The sequence below is a fragment of the Bacteroidota bacterium genome, assembly GCA_016720935.1.
Classification (GTDB): domain Bacteria; phylum Bacteroidota; class Bacteroidia; order AKYH767-A; family 2013-40CM-41-45; genus JADKJP01.
Genome location: JADKJP010000004.1, coordinates 342,782 through 363,135 on the forward strand (window position 1 = coordinate 342,782; position 20,354 = coordinate 363,135).

General features: G+C 43.3%; 16 protein-coding genes. 3 read left to right on the forward strand and 13 right to left on the reverse strand.

Annotation, left to right across the window (positions count from 1 at the left end; all coding sequences use genetic code 11):
- Nucleotides 1-27: 27 nt before the first annotated feature.
- From IPP86_05545 to IPP86_05565, 5 genes are all read right to left on the reverse strand, one after another.
- A complete protein-coding gene (locus IPP86_05545) occupies nucleotides 28-1,872 on the reverse strand; it encodes a 2-oxoacid:acceptor oxidoreductase subunit alpha (protein ID MBL0137978.1) in 1,845 nt (614 codons plus the stop codon).
- Between the two features lie 140 nt (nucleotides 1,873-2,012).
- Nucleotides 2,013-2,981, reverse strand: a complete 969-nt coding sequence (gene hemB / locus IPP86_05550; GenBank protein ID MBL0137979.1) for a porphobilinogen synthase — start codon at nucleotides 2,979-2,981, stop codon at nucleotides 2,013-2,015.
- A gap of 96 nt (nucleotides 2,982-3,077) precedes the next feature.
- A complete protein-coding gene (hemC, locus tag IPP86_05555) occupies nucleotides 3,078-4,655 on the reverse strand; it encodes a hydroxymethylbilane synthase (GenBank protein ID MBL0137980.1) in 1,578 nt (525 codons plus the stop codon).
- 87 nt (nucleotides 4,656-4,742) lie between these two features.
- Nucleotides 4,743-6,044 carry a glutamyl-tRNA reductase gene (hemA, locus tag IPP86_05560; GenBank protein ID MBL0137981.1) on the reverse strand — a complete coding sequence of 434 codons (1,302 nt, stop codon included), beginning with the start codon at nucleotides 6,042-6,044 and terminating at the stop codon, nucleotides 4,743-4,745.
- Between the two features lie 299 nt (nucleotides 6,045-6,343).
- Nucleotides 6,344-7,765 carry a hypothetical protein gene (locus IPP86_05565; protein MBL0137982.1) on the reverse strand — a complete coding sequence of 474 codons (1,422 nt, stop codon included), beginning with the start codon at nucleotides 7,763-7,765 and terminating at the stop codon, nucleotides 6,344-6,346.
- 223 nt (nucleotides 7,766-7,988) lie between these two features.
- Between IPP86_05565 and IPP86_05570 the strand changes: the two genes are divergently transcribed.
- Nucleotides 7,989-10,145: a T9SS type A sorting domain-containing protein gene (locus IPP86_05570; GenBank protein MBL0137983.1), complete on the forward strand. Its 2,157-nt coding sequence runs from the start codon at nucleotides 7,989-7,991 to the stop codon at nucleotides 10,143-10,145.
- Nucleotides 10,146-10,372: 227 nt separating this feature from the next.
- Complete coding sequence (locus tag IPP86_05575) at nucleotides 10,373-11,083, forward strand: T9SS type A sorting domain-containing protein (GenBank protein MBL0137984.1); 711 nt, start codon at nucleotides 10,373-10,375, stop codon at nucleotides 11,081-11,083.
- Nucleotides 11,084-11,120: 37 nt separating this feature from the next.
- Here the strand turns inward: IPP86_05575 and IPP86_05580 are convergent, their stop codons facing one another.
- Together IPP86_05580 and IPP86_05585 are read right to left on the reverse strand one after the other, a co-directional pair.
- Nucleotides 11,121-11,543 (reverse strand): DUF1003 domain-containing protein, encoded by a 423-nt coding sequence (locus tag IPP86_05580; protein ID MBL0137985.1) that lies wholly within the window; start codon nucleotides 11,541-11,543, stop codon nucleotides 11,121-11,123.
- Between the two features lie 78 nt (nucleotides 11,544-11,621).
- Complete coding sequence (locus IPP86_05585) at nucleotides 11,622-12,224, reverse strand: hypothetical protein (GenBank protein MBL0137986.1); 603 nt, start codon at nucleotides 12,222-12,224, stop codon at nucleotides 11,622-11,624.
- 288 nt (nucleotides 12,225-12,512) lie between these two features.
- Here IPP86_05585 and IPP86_05590 point away from each other — a divergent pair, with 288 nt between their 5' ends.
- Nucleotides 12,513-13,496 carry an aldo/keto reductase gene (locus IPP86_05590; GenBank protein MBL0137987.1) on the forward strand — a complete coding sequence of 328 codons (984 nt, stop codon included), beginning with the start codon at nucleotides 12,513-12,515 and terminating at the stop codon, nucleotides 13,494-13,496.
- A 70-nt stretch (nucleotides 13,497-13,566) separates the two neighbouring features.
- On the opposite strand, the gene IPP86_05595 is transcribed toward IPP86_05590, so the two are convergent.
- The 6 genes from IPP86_05595 to nrfD all read right to left on the reverse strand — a co-directional run bounded on the left by IPP86_05595 (nucleotide 13,567) and on the right by nrfD (nucleotide 20,353).
- Nucleotides 13,567-15,384, reverse strand: coding sequence for a cbb3-type cytochrome c oxidase subunit I (locus tag IPP86_05595; GenBank protein ID MBL0137988.1), 1,818 nt, complete (start codon nucleotides 15,382-15,384; stop codon nucleotides 13,567-13,569).
- A gap of 87 nt (nucleotides 15,385-15,471) precedes the next feature.
- A complete protein-coding gene (locus IPP86_05600) occupies nucleotides 15,472-16,533 on the reverse strand; it encodes a cytochrome c oxidase subunit II (protein ID MBL0137989.1) in 1,062 nt (353 codons plus the stop codon).
- 46 nt (nucleotides 16,534-16,579) lie between these two features.
- Nucleotides 16,580-17,758 (reverse strand): quinol:cytochrome C oxidoreductase, encoded by a 1,179-nt coding sequence (locus tag IPP86_05605; protein ID MBL0137990.1) that lies wholly within the window; start codon nucleotides 17,756-17,758, stop codon nucleotides 16,580-16,582.
- A 31-nt stretch (nucleotides 17,759-17,789) separates the two neighbouring features.
- Entirely contained in the window at nucleotides 17,790-18,425 is a 636-nt protein-coding gene (locus tag IPP86_05610) for a cytochrome c (GenBank protein ID MBL0137991.1), read from the reverse strand.
- An 8-nt stretch (nucleotides 18,426-18,433) separates the two neighbouring features.
- The gene (locus tag IPP86_05615; protein MBL0137992.1) at nucleotides 18,434-18,967 is read right to left on the reverse strand and encodes a DUF3341 domain-containing protein; all 534 of its coding nucleotides are present in this window, start codon (nucleotides 18,965-18,967) and stop codon (nucleotides 18,434-18,436) included.
- Nucleotides 18,968-18,970: 3 nt separating this feature from the next.
- Nucleotides 18,971-20,353, reverse strand: coding sequence for a polysulfide reductase NrfD (nrfD, locus tag IPP86_05620; protein MBL0137993.1), 1,383 nt, complete (start codon nucleotides 20,351-20,353; stop codon nucleotides 18,971-18,973).
- Between the last annotated feature and the right edge of the window lies 1 nt (nucleotide 20,354).

Below are 20,354 nucleotides of genomic sequence, written 5' to 3' on the forward strand. Positions count from 1 at the left end.
TAATTGCGTTCAAGCCGTCATTAAATATTATTTCAACGTCTCTTCAATTTTCACGAAAATTTCCTCCGCGCTAAATGGAAGCCCCTGAACTTTATTCAAACCTTTCGCCGGGATCAGGAATTTATCACGGATAACTTTAATAAGCTGACCGCAATTCAATTCAGGGATGAGTACATGTTCGAAGTTATACAACATCTCGCCGAGGTTTTTCGGGAATGGCTTGATGTAACGCAAATGCGCATGGGAAACATCGTAACCCTGTGCACGCGCTTTCAATACCGCGCTCTTGATCGCACCAAATGTTGATCCCCAACCGAGGACAAGCATTTTGCCTTTGGAAGCACCAACTTCAGGCTGGATATCCGGAATGTAGTCTGCAATTTTTTCCACTTTGGCTTCACGCATATGCACCATGAATTCGTGATTCATTGGGTCGTAACTGATGTTTCCTGTTTCGTGTTGTTTTTCAAGACCACCAATGCGGTGCTCGAGATCTTTTGTTCCGGGAATAGCCCATGGACGAGCAAGCAAATCATTGCGCTTGTATGGCAAAAACTTTTCTCCGTCGCCGGCAGGTTTCGCGAACTGAACTTTTATTTCAGCGAGATCACTCGCTTTCGGGAACTGCCATGGTTCAGCACCATTGGCAATATATCCGTCTGTTAAAAGGATAACCGGTGTCATCGATGTAAGAGCGATACGACAGGCTTCATAGGCCATCGTGAAACAATCGGAAGGAGTCGCAGCGGCAATCACCGGAATCGGAGACTCACCATTCCGGCCGTATACAGCCTGAAGCAAATCACTTTGCTCCGTCTTTGTTGGCAATCCTGTAGAAGGACCTCCACGCTGAACATTCACAATCACCAATGGAAGTTCCAGCATCAAAGCCAGACCCATCGCTTCTGTTTTCAACGCGATACCAGGACCGGATGAAGTAGTCACGCCCAATGATCCGCCAAAGCTTGCGCCGATGGTTGAACAAATAGCCGCGATTTCATCTTCAGCCTGGAAAGTTTTTACACCAAAATTTTTATGACGGGATAACTCATGCAAGATATCGGATGCAGGAGTGATAGGATAGGTTCCACAGAACAATTGCAAACCTGATTTCTGTGAAGCAGAAATCAGACCAAGCGCAGTAGCCTGGTTACCCATGATGTTTCTGTAAACACCGGGCTGCATTTTTGCCGGACCAATTTTATATCGGGTAGTAAATTCTTCTCTTGTATCACCGAAATTATAACCTGCACGCAACACATCAATGTTCGCTTTCAGGATATCCGGCTTCTTACCAAATTTTTCATTAAGAAATTTCTCGGTATGCTCCATCGGACGATTGTACATCCAGTACAGGAAACCAAGCACGAACATGTTTTTCGCGCGATCAATTTCCTTTGTGCCCATTCCGCTTTCCGCCAGAGCGGCACGCGTCATTTTGGTCACGTCCATTTTGATCACCCGGTAATTTTCGAGCGACCCGTCTTCCAGCGCGTTCTTCCCTTCAGGAATTCCGGCGAGACGTAAATTTTTAGGATCAAAACCATCTGTATTTGCAATGATAATCCCGCCTTTGCGGAGATTACGGAGATTGGCTTTCAATGCAGCCGCGTTCATCACTACAAGCACATCACAAGAATCACCCGGTGTGAAAATTTCAACACTTCCGAAGTGAAGCTGATAGCCTGATACTCCTGCAAGAGTTCCTTGCGGGGCCCGGATCTCGGCAGGGAAATCCGGAAATGTGCTGAGGTCGTTGCCAAACAAGGCAGCTGTGTTGGTAAATTGTGTCCCGGTTAACTGCATACCATCACCGGAGTCACCGGCAAACTTGATGATAACATTATCAAGGATTTCATTCTGACGTTCCATAGGAATTGTATAGGTAGTATTGGATAATGAGAAAGGTCCGCAAAGATAAGAATTTTCAGGCTTGCGACCTCTGGAATGTGTAGTGGGAGCGCAATTTAAGCGCTGCAGTTCATTGTACTATGATAATAATCAGCTGTTAATTAAAGCCACTTTTGCCCCAAAATATCATGTGTGTGATAGCTGATAATAATGCCGGCACCTGCACGGGCGAAAGCATACATATTTTCCATCACAATACGTTGTTCATCGATAAAGCCCATTTTTGCGGCTGTTTTGACCATGGTATATTCCGCTGAAACATTGTAGCAGGCAACCGGCAAAGTAGTGTTCCTGCGGACAGCCCGGATAATATCCAGATAGGCCAAAGCAGGCTTTACCATCACAATATCAGCGCCTTCTGTCTCATCAATTTTGGCTTCACGAACTGCTTCACGGGCATTTCTATAGTCCATCTGATAGGATTTCCGGTCACCTTTTCCGGGTGCCGAATCCGCAGCTTCCCTGAAAGGCCCGTAATAAGCGGATGCAAATTTGGTTGCATACGACATCAAAGCGGTATTTTCAAAATGATGCTGGTCCAGCATCTGGCGTATCGCGAGAACCCTTCCATCCATCATATCACTCGGAGCCACCATATCGGCACCGGCTTCGGCGTGTTTTAAAGCCATCTTGGCGAGTATATCCAGAGTCGGGTCGTTCTGTACATAATCATGCTCCAGAATGCCACAATGGCCATGGGTGGTATAAGCGCACAGACAAACATCGGTAATCACATACAAATCATCCGCGAAGTTCTTCTTCAGCAGACGCACCGCATCAGCGACAATACTGTGATCGTCATAAGCTGAATGTGCATCCTCCGCCTTGTCTTCCCCAACCCCGAACAACAACACTTTATTGACTCCCATCTTAAGTCCTTTTTCCACATCCTGCATCAAAGTATCCGCCGAAAAACGGCTGATGCCCGGCATGGCTTCTATCGGTTGATTTACTTTCTTTCCCTTAGTAACAAAATAAGGATAAATAAACATGTCCTTGGAGAGTCTTGTCTCCGCTACCATTTCGCGAACGATAGCGTCGCGTCGCATTCTTCTGGGTCTGTGTAACATCTCAGTTTTATTTTTTTATCCGGATCAGTGTTCTATTTTCAATATCACCCGACTCCGTCTATTGTTTGTTGATTTCAATTATTCCTTTTCTCGCATTCAAATATCCTTACCACTCATTCCAAACACCGACCGTACAATTCCTGAATCATCAAATGCATCAGGTTTGGTCAATTTCATGACTCCAAACTGACGCAAAGCGTTCGCTGTGGCGTCACCCATGGCAATTACTTTATGATTGGATTCAACACGAAAACGTTCGAACCACGCTTCTACATTGGAAGGAGAAGTAAATACAATCATGTCAGCCTCCGGCATCTGTCCATCGTTTTTCTTGATGGTTTCATACACGATAAGATCAATTACCTGTTCAGCTTTCACGAATTGTTGCTGGATAGAACGCATGCTTCCTTTTGCCTGTGGAAACAACACCTTGCCGGAACCAACTTTTGCCGCGAATTGTTTCCCTGTCATTTTTGTATCTGTAGATGAACCGATGAAGTCGGCACGCTGACCATACTTTCTCAATTCCTCTGAAGTGGCCTTGCCAACGCAAGCGAATTTTTGTCCATTCAAATTCGGTTTCTGACGGAAGAAAAATTTCACAGCTTGCTTACTGCTGAAAAAGATCCAGTCACAATCAGGAACATTCTGAAACGGTACGGCTACTGTTTCAATCAAAGCTCTTCCTTCCAGCTTGAATCCCAAACCTGGCAAAACATTTTGCAAATAATTATCAGGACGTAGGTCACGAGTAATAAACACCCGACAAGGTTTTACCTGTCCGATTTTTTCGACGATACGTTCCGCCATTCCTTCGGGAGAAGCTGACTCCATATATACAGAAACAGGAAGTGTATCCCAGGCTGCCGCTTTGCTGGCTCTCACTTTATACAATTCCTGATCCTCATCGTACTCAGCGTAAACACCAACAGGCATCTGACATCCACCCTGAAACAGGTTCAGCACTTTACGCTCGATGCCGATGGTATTGGCAACAGCCACATGATTCATCGACTGAAGGGCTTTGTATAAATCAGTATCGGAGGCACGGATTTGTATTGCAAGAACACCTTGTGCAGGCGCCGGAATAAATTCCTTTGGATCCAGTTTCTCTACATGAAAATCACTCAGATCAATTTCCAAACGCTCCACTCCTGCAGCCGCGATGAGAATAGCATCATAACTTTTCTCACGCAATTTGTTGATCCGTGTGGGTACATTCCCTCGAAGTTCTTTCAGTTGAATATCCGGACGAAAAGCCAGCAACTGCGATTTACGTCTTGCAGAGGATGTACCAACTTCCGCTCCATTTTTCAGGGAGAATTTTTTTGAAGGATCTACTGCTTCCTTACGGATCAGCAACAGCTCGGATGGATCTTCACGGTCGGATACTGCCGCGATCATCAGCTCTGCAGGAGATTCAGTAGGTAAATCTTTGTGCGAATGAACGGCAATATCTGTTTCACCGCTCAACAAGGCCGCTTCGATTTCTTTTGTAAAAAATCCTTTGCCTTCGAGTTTGTCGAATGACAAATGTTGGATCAGATCGCCTTGAGTTTTGATGATTTTTATTTCACTGGGGAGACCTATACCTTCCAATAAACTTTTAACAAAATGTGCCTGCCACAATGCAAGATCGCTCCCGCGGGTTCCAATGATTAAAGGACTACGCATAAAATTAAGACTGAATAAGATGAGAATCGGAAAATACGCACAAAATCCAAAAGCCCTGTAAAAAGAATTCGGAAAAACGGGTTTATATCAATTGGATGTTTCAAGGATAATCTCCTTCGCCAGGACCATGGGGACACTGATGCACTTTTTCTCCATGTAATCCAGCACTTTACTTAATAACTCTCTTGACTTTTCATCCATCCCTTCGATCTCCTTGGCGAAAATATCATTCAATGCCCGATCCTTTATTTCACGGATCTTTTCAGGCACCTCTTTCATTTTCAGTTCCAGGGAACGAGTACGGTGAAGATGACGGAATTCATGGATGTTCTCATCAATGATTTCCTCGGCCGACATGAACTCAGACTGGCGTTCTTCCATATTCTTATCAGCGACAGCACGTAGCTGGCTGATGTCTATTAGTGATATGGAAAAATTATCGGCAACATCCGGATGTACATCAGCAGGCACAGCCAGATCAATCAGAATTTTTTGGTTAGTATCTCCTTGCAAAAGGGATTCATAAATAGAAGGGGTAATCACAGGTGTCGCAGAACCTGTGCAGGTGATCAGCACATCAAACCCACGATTGTAGGTGCTCAGTTCGGTGAGCGTGTGTGCCGTTGCAGCGATCTCAACAGTGCCGGTTTGACGTGCTAATACTTCGGCATTTTTTAATGTTCTGTTAAAGATCGCGAAATCTTTGAAGCCTTGTTTAACAAGGTATTTAAGAAGATTCGTATTGGTTTCACCGGCTCCGACGATGAGGAATCGAGCGTCTTTGGGAAGATTATGTTCACGTAACTTACGCTCTGCAAGAGATACAACAGAAACCGGGTTATTGGCAATTTTTGTTTCAGTATATACTTTCTTTGCGGTTGTGATTGTGCTTTTGACAACAAGTCGCAACAAATCACCGGTAAGTCCTTCCGCGTTGCAGGTATCGTATGATTTCCGAACCTGTGTAATGATTTCACGTTCTCCAACAACCAGTGAATCAAGTGATGAAGCTACACGATAAATATGACGTAACGCTTCTTCGCCTTCATATACCTGTGCATGTTCTACAGCAAACTCAATCTCTTCATTGGTCCAGTCAACTCTGAAATTTCTAAAAAATCTTCTGAGATATTTTTGATCACAATCAAGGTGACTGGTAAAAATAAATTCTATGCGGTTACAAGTAGCCACATATAAAATCTCGCTGATATCTGTAGAAAACTTAAGAAAAGCCAGTCGCTCTTTACGATTCTCCTCATGCAAAAAGAACCTGTTGAGTTCCTTTATAGGAGTGTGGCGATGGGTAAAAGCTATAGTTTTTAACAGATGCAATGGGATCTCGTGTTTTTCCGGCTGCAAAGGTCTTAACCATGAATTTTTTTCTGTCATGGTAATGTCACGAGAAATCCGGTTTAAGATCATGGCTGTAAAGAAAGAGGACACCGTGTAATGGCAACATGATACATGTCATGAATTGCTTTGGAAGATGTCAGTTAACAGTGTAAAGATCACCTATGATTCTGTAAGAATACTGAGGGAGATAAAAACTGTTGTCTTTATTAACAAAAAAAAATGCATTGTCATAAAAGTGTCAGCCACACTTTAGTTCAATTGGAAATTTCTTTTTTAAAATAACAATGTTTAAGAAAAAAAAAAGAAACCATCCGGACAAAACATACGGACAGGCATTAATCCTCTGCAAGATCTTCTAAAACTTTTTCCTCGAGCCATCGGAAATCAGCAATCTGCCGTACTTGCCGGATATCCTCCAGAAGGACTTGCAACTTTTTCTTATTCCCGGAATCCCGCAACAGTCTTACTATATAGCGAACAAAATTTCGGTAAATCTTTCGCTGATAGTCCGACATCAATCTGTTCCGGCTAAGAAACGAACGGAAAGCGGAAGCCTGGTAATAGAAAGGCTCATCATCGTCTAATTCAAAATATGTCTTCAATAAGATTGCTCTCACATCCAGCTGGTAATACAAATCCGTGAATTCCACTTCCTGAAAAAGTTTTAAGGTTTCCTTATATTCCTTCCTGAAAAAATGCCAGTTGGCCAGATTGTAAACCATGGCGTTATACTGCTGGCCTGCTTCGATGTACTTATTATAATCATCAATGAATTTTCGGACCCACTCAAATTCTTTCATCCTTAAACCGATGGTCACAATGTTTTTGTATTCCCATGGCGACATTTTCTCACTCCTCAAAGCTTTTTTATTCTGCAAACTGAGTTTATAGATTTCGAACAACTGCTGTACAAATTCCGATTTCCCCAGGTTGATTTGTTTGATGCAAAAATTCTTCAGATACTGAACAATTTCCTTTTGTTCTTTCAATGAAAACAAATCTCCTTTTTCCACAATGAACTTTTTCAATTTTTCAAAATGAATATATTTTTCAGGTTCTGTAAGGGATAAATAAATAGTCTGATACAGCTCAATGGATGGTACAGATGCGAATTCAACATCCGAGGCTAATGCATTCACCTGATCCAGAAGTCTTGAACGCAATTGCCCGGCAATCACGTTCTGAGCATTGATTTGCCCGGAAGCGATTTGTAATTTACGTGCAACATAAAATCTGTCGAGATAAGAACTGATTGCTTCAAAATCAAAGCTTGATTTCCGGCTTTTTTGCACTGCCTGAAATTCCATTTCATTTAATGCGGAATCATGCATGGCAAGCAGCACTCCAGAATCCTGATTCCCTTCATCAAGTAACTGTCTGACTTCAGCAGTCACATATTGAAAAGCTTTCAAACAGTTCCTGTCCATCAATGCCTTTTGTTTTGCCAATACGAAACTTCGTGGAAACTCCTGCATCCATTTCTGCGTGATAAAATTTTCAAGGTGCTTTGTCAGTGAAGAAGAAAGGTATCTGAAATGTTTGTCATCAAATTTTCCGCTTCCAAATACTACTGCATACAACATCTTTTTATCCTCAGGGAATGGCTTCTTTTCAATCCAAAAATTGTGAATCACATCGTAAAAAAGGAGAAGTTCCTGATCCTCATTGAAAAATGGTGATGACAGATATTTCCGGGCACGATTGTAATCATGCCCGTCAAATGTACCCAGAAGTTCGTATAACTTACTTTTAGTCAAAATTTTTTGCTTGGCAATTTGTAAATATAGTGAGTTTTTTATTTACTTTTTGTTCTTTTATTTCACTTTTTTAAGCTTTTTTACATATTTTATATAAATACATTGTCCGGCTAACTTACTTTTTTGTAATTGTTTTTGAAGCATTCTGAATGGTATGTTTGTATTGTGGAATTCCAACCTCTACAAAAATTCTCAACAGGAAAAAACACATAATCCTTCTACCATGAAAAGGACTCTCAATTTCTTCATAGGAGTAATGACCACACTCCTGATGTCATTCCAGGCAAATGCTTCCCACATCATGGGAGGAGATGTCAGTTATAGCTGGCTCGGAGGAAATGACTATCAATTTGAACTTACTCTATACAGAGATTGCTCAGGCATTCCCGCCCCGGCAAACTTTTTCCTGTATATGTCTTCCCAATCCTGCGGCTTAAGTGATACCCTTACCTTGACACAAGTAAATGGAACTGGTCAGGAAATCACTCCTATTTGCCCGGGAGTTCAAAGTACCTGCAATGGGGGTACTGCAATGGGAGTTCAGAAATATGTATATCAGGCAACAACAACCCTGGCAGGGAATTGCAGCGACTGGGTATTCTATAGTACAGATTGCTGCCGGAATGCTTCCATTACAAATATCCTGACTCCGGGATCTTACGGAATCTATATTTCCGCGACACTCGACAATTTGAATTTCCCTTTTAACAACTCTCCTTCTTTTGGAAATGATCCGATCGTCTTCCTGACAACCGGAAGCACTCATACTATCAACAATGGTGCTTTTGATCTGGATGGAGATTCCCTGGCTATCTCTCTTACTTCTGCATTGGATATGACCGGCTACTCTGTAAACTATGCATCCGGTTTTAGTCCAACCAATCCTATCATGTCTTCTCCCGCAATGGTGACGAACCCATTTAATGGGGATATTACCGTAACACCAACACAAATGGGAGTGGATGTTGTGGTTTACAAAGTGGACGAATACAGAAACGGACAATTGATCAGTTCGGTATCCAGAGATATTCAGGTTATTATTAATAACTCAACAAATCAGCTTCCTTCAATTAGCGGAATCAATGGCAGCGGATCATTCGTCACCAGTGTTTGTGCCGGAAATACTCTTCAGTTCACCGTCCAAAGCAATGACGCGGATGCAGGCGACAGCACATTTATCAATGTTCAGTCACCTGGAAATTTAAACCCAACTATCTTGTCTTTCGGCGGGCAACAAGACTCTGTTAGTATCACCCTTCCTACTGACACGAGCATGATCAGTGCTCAACCGTATATCTTTTATATTACTGTAATTGACAATGCCTGTCCATATAAAGGACAACAACAATACGCCATCGAAGTTTACATCAATGCCTGCAGTCAGGATGTTTGGCCGGGCGATGCAAACTCAGATCTCACATGCGACCTGTACGACCTTCTTCCAATAGGCGTAGCCTACGGCGCAAGCGGCCCTGTTCGTTCAGGCGCATCCACTACATGGGTGGCTCAGCCATCCACAGACTGGGGACAAACTTTAGCAAGCAGCGTGGACTACAAACACGTGGATTGCAATGGTGATGGAATAATTGACGCTAATGACACAACGGCAATCGGTTTAAATTACGGCCAGACGCACCCCCTGCGTCTGGCACCGATGCCGTCTATCGATGCAGTCAACAACATTTATCTCATCGCCAGCAGAGATTCTGCAGGACCAAGTGACACCTTCGCGGTGCAGACTGTTCTCGGAAGCAGCATGAATCCGGTAAGCGCAATCTATGGAATCGCATTCCGTGTGGAATTCAGTCCGACAGTTGTTGACTCTACCGCATCTTCATTACAGTTCATCAACTCTTCTCTTGGCACGCCCGGAACTGACCTGCTCACATTTGTAAGACCAAACTGGGCGGCAGGGTTCATCGACGCGGTAGCGGTTCGTACCGACCACTCCAATGTCTCATCAGATTCCACGATCTCCCTTTTTGATGTAGTGATCATCGACAACGTTTCCGCGCGAATGACCTGCAATTTCCGACTTAGCAAAGTTCGTGGTATCATGAATGACGGTACCATCCAGAATTTTGTACCAATTGACGACTCCGTAAATATCGCGAGCAGCACTACCGGAATCGCAGGAGTGGACGCAGCTTCCAACTTCTTTGCTTTCCCAAATCCGGCGCGTGACATTGTTACTCTTTATTCGAAAGCTGAAATAAATGCTGTTTCAATTCTTGATCTCACAGGCAAACAAATGATGAAGATCAGAAATTACACTTCCGGTACTTCTATTGATGTAAGTTCTTTACCGCAGGGTTGCTACATTCTCCGTACAGAAAACAACTCAGGGCTTCATCAAAAACTTTTGAATATCACGAGATAGTTTATTGTTGATTGATTCGAGGTCCTCCCGGCATAAAAAACCGGGAGGTTTTTTTTGTCCGTTTGTTAAGGTAAATGACTTTGGAAATGAATATCGCTGAGCAATTTTCAATAAATATCATGAGCATTATAAAATCCATTTTTCCTGAACCTATTCTTATGACATTGAATTGACACTGCGAACGTTTCATTAGGATAATTTTAGTTTATGATTATAAATTTTATCCAATGAATACTAATCGGAGTATTTTCGTAGTGTTTGTTTTGCTTTGCACGCAAATTTTCGTTGCATCGCCATGTTATTCTGCAGAAGGAAAAATAAAAATCACTGTTCTCGAAGAGGGCACCAACGAGCCCGTCCCATTTGCTTCAATCAGTCGAATTGAAGGAAATAAAATAACTCCGATTTCAGTTACAGATATAAATGGAGAATGTTATCTTGAAGGGTTAGTTAAAAATTCGAAACTGAAAATTTCATGTGTAGGCTATACTTCCACTGAAGTTAAAGTCAATAAAAACAAAGGTCAGCTTGATATTCATCTTAATATCGGAATTCTCCTGCACGAAATATCGATCCGTTGTTTCGAAACAACAATGCATGCATATGCAATCCGATGTGGTTATACTAACTGTACTCTTCACCCGGTGGCTACCCGCGGGGATAGCGCTAAGGTTGACTCTATAATTAAGAAACAGATTGAACCGGAGAATGAGAATTTGACAGTGTACCCAAACCCTGCCGTCAGCAACGTTTATCTCCGTTCGAATGTCTTGAAATATTCACTTGAAATATTTGACACATCCGGTAAATTAATTTTAAGTATTGTAGAATTCAGCGATAACAACACACTCAATCTTGAAGACCTGAAACCCGGCACCTATATTGCCAGGATAACCTCCGGAAAAAATATGAAAACTGCGCGCTTCGTAAAGAATTAAATTTGAAAAGGCTAAAATAAAAGGAAATACAAGATCCTTAATTACCCTGATTTTTCCTTAACTCCTGAAGCATAACAATAATTTTGTCAAGCTTTTCAAGTTCTATTGTATTTAATTGCTTTTGCAAAGCTTCTATTTCCAGTTTTGCATCCAGATTTGTCTGGTAATCCGCCTGAGCCTGTACACGATCTCTTTCATTCTGCCGGTTCTGGGACATCATGATGATAGGCGCTGCATACGCTGCCTGTGTGGAGAAAAGCAAATTCAGGAGAATGAAAGGATACACATCCCAGTGATACACAAAACCGATCATGTTTAGGGTCATCCAGAGAATGACCAGGATGGTTTGAATAATAATAAACTTCCATGACCCCATTCCATTCGCAACCTTATCCGCCAGCCTTTGTCCAAACCCCAAAGCTTCCACATGTTCCTGATGCCAATTTTTATTTTTTGCCATATAAATTATTTTTCAAACACCACTAACAACTAAGCACTAACCACCAAGCACTAACCACTAACAACTAACAACTAACAACTAATTCAACGCGCTTTTCGAAAACCCCATCACCTTCAAACAAGCCAACTCAGGGGATCGTTGTGCAAAAAGAATCTTTCCCACTTCTTCAAAACAATCATCTGTAAAAGAAAAAAGTTTCTCCAGCTCTTCATTTCGCTCACTTTTGCTAAGGTTCATGACATAACTTCCGTCGACTCCAAAAGAAATAATCAGTTTTCCTGTTTGCTCAAGGAGCAATAACCTGAATTCACTCTGGTACATTGCATGCTGATCGGTAAATTCACGAATGAGTCTGAACTTTTGTTTCGGAACAATTATCGGAAGCTGAACACTTGCGATAAAGTTGCCATAGGGATGATGAAGTGAAAAATGACCTTCCGCTCTGCATTTCTGCAAATCAATATCCGCGAAATAGATTTTACGGTCTTCGGAATCCCGAAAGAAAAAAGAACACCCACGCTCAGTCAGCCACTCTGCCACCCAATTATTTTGCGACAACTTTTCTGTGGCTTTCAAAACAGCCTCCTCCGTCAATTCCTTTTCCTTTTTGCTTCGGGCTCTGGATTTAAAATAACTCACAATAAGAATCACAGTGATGTAAATAATAATACCTGGTATCATTGTTTCAGCTTTTGGGTGAAATTTGAATTTATTAAAACATTGAAATATAAAGGTAAGCAAATTGGTTATGGAAAATCCTTCACGCTCATGTGAATTCCAAACTCAGATTCAGATTACGCAGCTTGGCAGAGCTTAAACTCCATTTGGTTCACCATCTTTCTTTCTTTTTTGAAAATCCAAGCTGTTTCCTCAATACCTTTATTCCCTCATGCCTGAGTTCACATCCTTTTTATAAGACAACCAGAACAAGAATGAACCCGGCAATCAACCTTATTTTTATTACATAAAATGGAATACAGAAAACTTGGAAATTCAGGATTACAGGTGAGCGCATTATCACTTGGGAGCTGGCTGACATTTGGAAAATTGATTTCCGACGAAATCGCGGAAGAACTCATGATTACAGCTTACGATGCAGGGATCAACTTCTTTGACAATGCAGAAATCTACGCCCGTGGCAAATCGGAAATTGTCATGGGGAAAATTCTCAAAAAACAAAACTGGGATCGCAGTTCCTACCTTGTCTCAAGTAAGGTTTTTTTCGGTCTGGGTGAAGCGAAACCAAACCAGCGCGGATTGTCCAGGAAACACATCGTAGAAGGTTGTCATGGCGCTTTAAAACGGCTTCAAGTGGATTACCTCGACTTGTTCTTTTGTCATCGCCCGGATAAAAACACTCCGATCGAAGAAACGGTCTGGGCTATGCACAATTTAATTTTACAGGGAAAAATTCTTTACTGGGGGACATCTGAATGGAATGCTTCTGAAATCATGGAAGCTCATCTTGTTGCCAGACAAAATCACCTGATTGCTCCTCTCATGGAACAACCACAATACAACATGTTTACCCGTGAAAAAATGGAAAAAGAATATCTCCATTTATTCAAACATCATGGCCTTGGAACCACCATCTGGTCTCCCCTGGCTTCCGGAGTACTGTCAGGAAAATATCTTGATGGATTTCCGGAAGGAACACGATTGGGCGCTGAAGGACTAGAATGGCTGAAAGACCGTTGGGTGCGAGAAGATCTGTTATCCAAAACAAAAAAACTAAAAACAATTGCAGATAACCTGAAAACAACCCTCCCGAAATTGTCACTCGCCTGGTGTCTGAAAAACCCGAATGTAAGCACCGTGATTCTTGGGGCATCAAAAGTGTATCAACTGCAGGAGAACCTTGGAGCAATTGATTTACTCCCTCAATTGGATGCTGCTGTGATGCTGTCGATAGATGATATACTGAGCAATAAACCCGTTCAGCCGGAGTTCTGAATATTCTCCCATAAAAAAGAAATGGGGCCCGTAAAACGAGCCCCATTTCTTTTTTAGATAAATCTTTTGTTTATGCTTCCCCTGGTAAATTTGATTTTGGAGTCGCTGAATACGGAACAGTCTGAGGAATGAAATCATCATCAGCTCCCGGCTTGCCGTAATCATATGGCCAGCGGTAAACTGTAGGAATTTCACCGGGCCAGTTGCCATGGAGGTGTTCTACAGGAGCGGTCCATTCAAGAGTGTTTGAACCCCATGGATTCTGAACAGCTTTCTTACCTCTGCTCATGCTGTAGAAGAAATTCACTACAAAAATCAATTGAGCCAATCCGCCAAGGATTGCAAATACACTTACCAGCGCATTGATATCGAGAGCTGCATTAAATCCTTCATAAGCTGTGTAAGCATAATAACGACGTGGAGCGCCTGACAAACCAATAAAGTGCATTGGGAAGAAGGTTCCATACACACTCACAATGGTGAGCCAGAAGTGAATGTAACCTGCTCTCTTGTTCATCATCCGACCAAACATTCTCGGGAACCAGTGATAGACACCGGCAAACATTCCAAAGATCGCTGAACTTCCCATTACAATGTGGAAGTGAGCTACAACGAAATAGGTATCGTGTATATTAATATCCAAAGCGGAATCACCGAGGATGATCCCTGTCAATCCGCCGGAGATAAAGAACGAAACCAGTCCAATGGCAAACAACATCGCTGGCGAAAGCACGATGTTCGCGCGCCAGAGTGTAGCCAGGTAATTAAACACTTTCACCGCGGAAGGAATCGCGACCAGCAAGGTTGTAAACACGAATACTGAACCAAGGAATGGATTCATACCTGTTACAAACATGTGGTGACCCCAAACGATAAAGGAAAGGAACGCAATCACAAGCATAGAACCGATCATGGCTTTGTAACCGAAGATAGGTTTACGGCTTTGCGTAGAGATTACTTCCGATGCCAATCCAAGTGCAGGAAGAAGTACGATGTATACTTCCGGGTGACCAAGGAACCAGAACAAGTGCTGGAAGAGAATCGGGCTACCACCGGAATGTGCCAGCGGAGCGCCGTTGATGAAGATATCGCTGAGGTAAAAACTTGTTCCAAAACTGCGGTCAAACAACAACAACAAAGCAGCTGCAAAAAGAACCGGGAAGGAAAGGATACCAAGGATGGCAGTAATAAGGAAGGCCCAGATCGTCAATGGAAGACGGGTCATGCTCATTCCTTTTGTACGCAGATTCAGGATGGTAACCACATAGTTGATACCACCCAAAAGCGCTGATGCAATGAACATCACCATACTCACAAGCCACAAAGTCATACCAAGACCCGATCCCGGAATCGCCTGAGGCAATGCGGATAATGGAGGATAGATTGTCCAACCGGCGGATGCAGGTCCTGCCTGAACAAATAAAGAAGCTGTCATGATCGCGCAAGAAGCGAAGAAGAACCAATAGGAAAGCATATTCAGGAATCCCGATGCCATATCCCTCGCTCCAACCTGGAGAGGAATCAGCAGGTTACTGAAAGTACCCGACAATCCACCTGTCAGTACAAAGAACACCATGATGGTTCCGTGAATTGTTACCAGGGCGAGATAAAAATTCGGATCCAGTTTGCCGTCTTTGCCCCAATGTCCGAGTACAGTTTCAAGGATGGCAAATTTTTGGTTCGGCCATCCCAATTGCAGACGGAAAATGAGCGACATAATCATCGCAAGCAATGCCATCACAATGGCAGTTACCAGAAACTGCTTTGAGATCATTTTGTGATCCTTACTGAACACGTACTTCGTCCAGAATGAATCGTGGTGTTCGTGATCATGATGATCATGCCCCGCATGGGAATCCACAGCGTGATCGTGGGAATGGGTAGACATTATAGCCTTGTTTATTGACGTTAATTTTTTCTCTACTTACCTGCTCCTGTAAATTTCAGCAATTCAACAGCAACCAGGTTAAAATTCTTATTTGGATGCAACTATTTTTCCCTTTTGAACAGCAACTTCAGCTGTTTTCACTGTATCGGTGACAGCAGCTGCAGGTACCGCGGCAGGAGCCGGCTCAGGTCGTACGAAAACATAAGGTTGTTGCTTGTACCACTTTTTAAAATCATCAGCCGGTTCAATAACGACTTTCATTTTCATCATGTAATGCGCGACTCCGCAGATTTTATTACACAACAATACATAATCAAAATTAGGATTGCCGGTAATCAGACGCATACTGTCGGTAGTAATCGTAGGCTCAACAAAAAATTCTGTTGTCATACCCGGAACACAGTTCATCTGCGCTCTCAGATGCGGGAAATATGCACTGTGAATGACATCACGTGAATGAAACTTAAAGATCACTTTTGAACCAATAGGCAAATGCAGTTCACGGGCAATCTTGTCATCTTTCCCATTTTCATCTGTTGAATCAACACCCAGTTGATTGTCGTCGGTGATCAGTTTGTAATTTGATTTTCCAAGAACATTGTCTCCACCGGAATAACGTGCAGTCCAGTCGAATTGTTTACCATACACTTCAATCACCATGGCTTCTTTCGGAGCCGGAGCTGTGATGTTCACCCAGAGTTTCAAACCATAAACGATCAATCCCATCAGTACTACCGCAGGAATGATGGTCCAGATGAACTCGAGTTTATGATCAACCGGATAAAAGAATGCTTTTTGTCCTTTTTTATGCTGGTATTTCCATGCAAAATAGAACAGCAAAATCTGTGTGATAAAAAAGACCACAATGATCAATGCAAAGTTGATGTACAGATAGTCGTCAGTCAGGGCTCCATGCTTAGAAGCGGCCACCGGCAACAAATACTTCTTTGCATCAATGGTAAACCAGACCATGCCAATCATTCCCAGTGCGAGGAACCACAACATCAGACGGCCATTGACCCGGTTGTCTTTGTCTGTAATTTGTTCATCCTCGCCACGCAGGTCGCGCACCAGTTCCAGTACCCGCATGAGCCGCCAGATGGTTACCGCAGCCAGCGCAATTACGATCAGTGTCAGTAGCTTTATCATGGAAATATATTATCCTTTAAATATCTTTTCTAAACTCCTTGTTTGATTAAATGTGATGGTGCAGACTCTCCTGCAACATCGGGTGATTTTTTGGTACCAGTGTCGCTTTGGACAATTCTGAAAGTGTGCTCCAGATAAACAAACCAAGATAACCAATCATTGTTCCGAATTCGACAAATCCCAAGTGCCAGTCCTTGCCCATGATCCCGGGAGTCACCATCATGAATACATCCAGCCAGTGACCGAGTATGATGATGCATCCACCTACCCAAAGGATAGCAGCCTGACGTTTCGCGTCGCGAGTCATCAGAATCAGGAATGGTGCGCAGAAATTAATCAGCAGATTAGCCACCCAAAGCGTGCGGAATTGCTCCCAACGCAATTGATAGTAAACTACTTCTTCAGGAAGATTGGCGTACCAGATCAGCATGAATTGTGAGAACCAGAGGTAAGTCCAGAATACAGAGAAGGCAAACATGAATTTACCAACGTCATGCAAATGGTTTTCTGTAATGTGATTCATGTATCCACGACCACGAAGGTAAAGGATGAACATAGCCATCATGGCCAGTCCGCTTACAAACAATCCAGCAAATGTGTACCAGCCAAACAATGTTGAAAACCAATGCGCGTCAATCGACATCAGAAAATCCCATGCGGAGGTTGAAGATGTTACCGCGAACAATACGATGAATACAGCAGACAAGGTGACGGAACGTTTGTAATGATCCAGTCCGCCTTCCTGATCTTCCATCAAGGAATGTTTACGAAGCATCATGGTAAATCCAATCCAGATAGCGGCGTATGCAACGAGTCGGATCACAAAGAATGGAATATTCAAAAAGCCTTGTTTCCCGGCGAGGATGTGATCGTATTCAGGACTCGCCTTATCATACAATTCAGCATGAGTCCAGTGGTAGAGGTCATGATGTCCGAGGAGGAAAATCACAATCATTCCGACCATTCCATATTTCAGAAATCCACCCATTGCTTCAGGTACACGTTTGATACCTACTGCCCAACCTGCCTGTGCCACATATTGAAAGGCTACAAAGAAAGTTCCGGCCAATGCCATGGCTGTAAAATAAAAATTGTTCTGCAACAAAGCTGCCCATGTCCGGGTTTTGTCGGTCATGAATCCCATGACAATCGCCACCACTCCGACGGCGATCATAATGATTGGGATCAGTTTGTTATTCTTGGTAAGCTCGTATTTTCTATCCATCGTAACGAACGTTGAAGCGTAGAATTATAAATTACATTTTTGCCGGCGCGGCGTTTTTTACAGAATCTGCTGGTGCTGCGGCAGTACCGCCAGGCATTTGCAATGTCTGAACATACATGATGATTTTCCAACGCTGTGAAGCGGTCAGCTGCGAAGCGTGTGAACCCATCATGTTTTTACCGTATTCGGTTGTATGAAACATTTTTCCTTCCGGAAGATTTTTCAGCAGATCAGAATTGTAAGCAGGTGGTTTCGGTCCATTCTTCAGTACAACCGGACCATCTCCCAATCCTTTTTCACCATGACAGATGATGCAATAATTCTGGTAGAGACGCAAACCTTCAGCCATGTTTGCTTCAGTCTTTTGCAATGGATTTTTCAATTCCAGGCCAGCCTGTTCGTATCCTTCAGGAGTATTCGGATACGTGTATGGCATGCGGTCCATGTCGGAATAAATAGCATCGCCACGAGCGATTGTGCCATTTACAGGCTGACGAGCCGTCATGCTATCCGCGAAATTCGGATTCGAGGAATACGTTTCGTAAGATGGTGAACGGTACATGTCAGGCATGTATTCGTACCCCGGCTTTTTCGGATCTTCGTTACTGCACGAAGAAGCCATCGCGATGAACGCAACCGGCAAGATATATTTGAGGATTTTATTCATGGATCTGCTCACGAAAATTGCATAGAATTTAACAGTACATCGGAAGCGCCGGAACCTTTGAGGAATCCTGCCACTTCATTCACTTTTGATTCATCCTTCACATCTACGTGCAACACGAATTTATCATCAGTCAGACGTGGATGTGGAATCGGAGCTGTTACGCCCGGAAGAATTTTACTGCGTAATAAGAATGTCAACGCCATTCCATGTGCCGCGCAAAAAACGGTCATTTCAAATGTCACAGGAATGAAGGCCGGAAGATTGAGGTAGAACATGAAATTCGGTTTACCCCCGATATTGATAGGCCAGTCATAAATCATCATGTACCAGGTCATCAGCAACGCCAATGAAGTACCGGTGATACCATATAGGAAAGCAGTTGTAGAAATGCGTGTACGAGGAACACCAATCAGTCCGTCAATTCCGTGAATCGGAAACGGACTCTGTACATCCTTGCACACAACACCTTGCTGTTTCAGCGTAGGAATCGCGTTCAACAGGATTTCTTCGTCATCGAATATACCGTAGATTCTTTTTGCCATGATTTAAAGAACTCCTTTCTTTTTAAACTGTGAACCTGTCTTTTTCAGAATCGATTTGAGCTCTGCCAAGGCGATTACCGGGAAGACACGGGAAAAGATGAGGAATAGAGTGAAGAACAAGCCAATTGTACCAACGAAAATACCTACTTCGATATATGTCGGTGAATACATCACCCAACTGGAAGGAAGGTAATCTCTGTGCAGGGATGTAACGATGATCACAAAACGTTCAAACCACATTCCGATATTCACAAAGATGGAAATCACGAAAGTGGCCATCACACTGGTACGGATTTTTTTGAACCAGAAGAGCTGAGGAGTGATAACGTTACAGGTCATCATGCTCCAGTATGCCCACCAATACGGACCGAAAGCTCGGTTCTGGAATGCATAGGATTCATATTGTACGCCGGAATACCAAGCCATGAAGAACTCAGTGATATACGCCACCCCTACAATAGAACCGGTAAGAATGATGATTTTATTCATCAGCTCGATGTGTTGGTTGGTGATGTATTGCTCAAGACCGAGGACTTTACGCGCGATGATCATTAGTGTCAATACCATCGCGAATCCAGAGAAGATCGCACCGGCAACGAAATAAGGAGGGAAGATTGTGGTGTGCCATCCCGGAACGATGGACGTGGCGAAGTCAAAGGATACGATGGTGTGTACAGAAAGTACCAGTGGCGCAGACAATCCGGCAAGTACCAGAGACACTTCTTCAAAACGGTGCCAGTCACGCGCTGTACCTTTCCATCCAAAAGAAAGCAATCCGTAGATGAAACGTTTGGTTGGCGTAACACAACGATCACGTACTGTAGCGAGATCCGGAAGCAATCCGAGATACCAGAATACCAGAGACACAGAAAAATATGTCGAGATCGCGAATACGTCCCAGAGCAATGGCGAGTTAAAATTCACCCAAAGTGAACCGAATTGGTTCGGAAGCGGAAGCATCCAGTAGTCGAGCCATGGACGGCCGGTGTGAAACAATGGAAACAATCCCGCGCAGACAACGGCGAAAATGGTCATCGCTTCCGCGGATCGGTTGATGGACATTCTCCAGCGCTGACGGAACAACAACAGGATCGCTGAAATCAGCGTTCCCGCGTGACCGATACCGATCCACCAAACGAAGTTGGTGATATCCCAGGCCCAGCCTACAGTTTTATTCGCCCCCCAGCTACCGATTCCGGTACCGATGGTGTACGAAAGACAGGTGATACCCCAGATCATCGTCGTGAAGGCGATGACAAAGGCTACCCACCAGTACTTATTTGCCTTCCCTTCAATCGGACGGCAAATATCCTCCGTCATTTGATGGTAGGTTTTGTTCCCGAGAATTAACGGATTCCGGACGACCGCTTCATGATTTCCGCTCATG

Excerpts from the sequence above, each read along its gene's own strand:
- IPP86_05545 (MBL0137978.1), bottom strand. The coding sequence starts at position 1,872 with ATGGAACGTCAGAATGAAATCCTTGATAATGTTATCATCAAGTTTGCC.
- hemB (MBL0137979.1), bottom strand. The coding sequence starts at position 2,981 with ATGTTACACAGACCCAGAAGAATGCGACGCGACGCTATCGTTCGCGAA.
- hemC (MBL0137980.1), bottom strand. The coding sequence starts at position 4,655 with ATGCGTAGTCCTTTAATCATTGGAACCCGCGGGAGCGATCTTGCATTG.
- hemA (MBL0137981.1), bottom strand. The coding sequence starts at position 6,044 with ATGACAGAAAAAAATTCATGGTTAAGACCTTTGCAGCCGGAAAAACAC.
- IPP86_05570 (MBL0137983.1), top strand. The coding sequence starts at position 7,989 with ATGAAAAGGACTCTCAATTTCTTCATAGGAGTAATGACCACACTCCTG.
- IPP86_05575 (MBL0137984.1), top strand. The coding sequence starts at position 10,373 with ATGAATACTAATCGGAGTATTTTCGTAGTGTTTGTTTTGCTTTGCACG.
- IPP86_05580 (MBL0137985.1), bottom strand. The coding sequence starts at position 11,543 with ATGGCAAAAAATAAAAATTGGCATCAGGAACATGTGGAAGCTTTGGGG.
- IPP86_05585 (MBL0137986.1), bottom strand. The coding sequence starts at position 12,224 with ATGATACCAGGTATTATTATTTACATCACTGTGATTCTTATTGTGAGT.
- IPP86_05590 (MBL0137987.1), top strand. The coding sequence starts at position 12,513 with ATGGAATACAGAAAACTTGGAAATTCAGGATTACAGGTGAGCGCATTA.
- IPP86_05595 (MBL0137988.1), bottom strand. The coding sequence starts at position 15,384 with ATGTCTACCCATTCCCACGATCACGCTGTGGATTCCCATGCGGGGCAT.
- IPP86_05600 (MBL0137989.1), bottom strand. The coding sequence starts at position 16,533 with ATGATAAAGCTACTGACACTGATCGTAATTGCGCTGGCTGCGGTAACC.
- IPP86_05605 (MBL0137990.1), bottom strand. The coding sequence starts at position 17,758 with ATGGATAGAAAATACGAGCTTACCAAGAATAACAAACTGATCCCAATC.
- IPP86_05610 (MBL0137991.1), bottom strand. The coding sequence starts at position 18,425 with ATGAATAAAATCCTCAAATATATCTTGCCGGTTGCGTTCATCGCGATG.
- IPP86_05615 (MBL0137992.1), bottom strand. The coding sequence starts at position 18,967 with ATGGCAAAAAGAATCTACGGTATATTCGATGACGAAGAAATCCTGTTG.
- nrfD (MBL0137993.1), bottom strand. The coding sequence starts at position 20,353 with ATGAGCGGAAATCATGAAGCGGTCGTCCGGAATCCGTTAATTCTCGGG.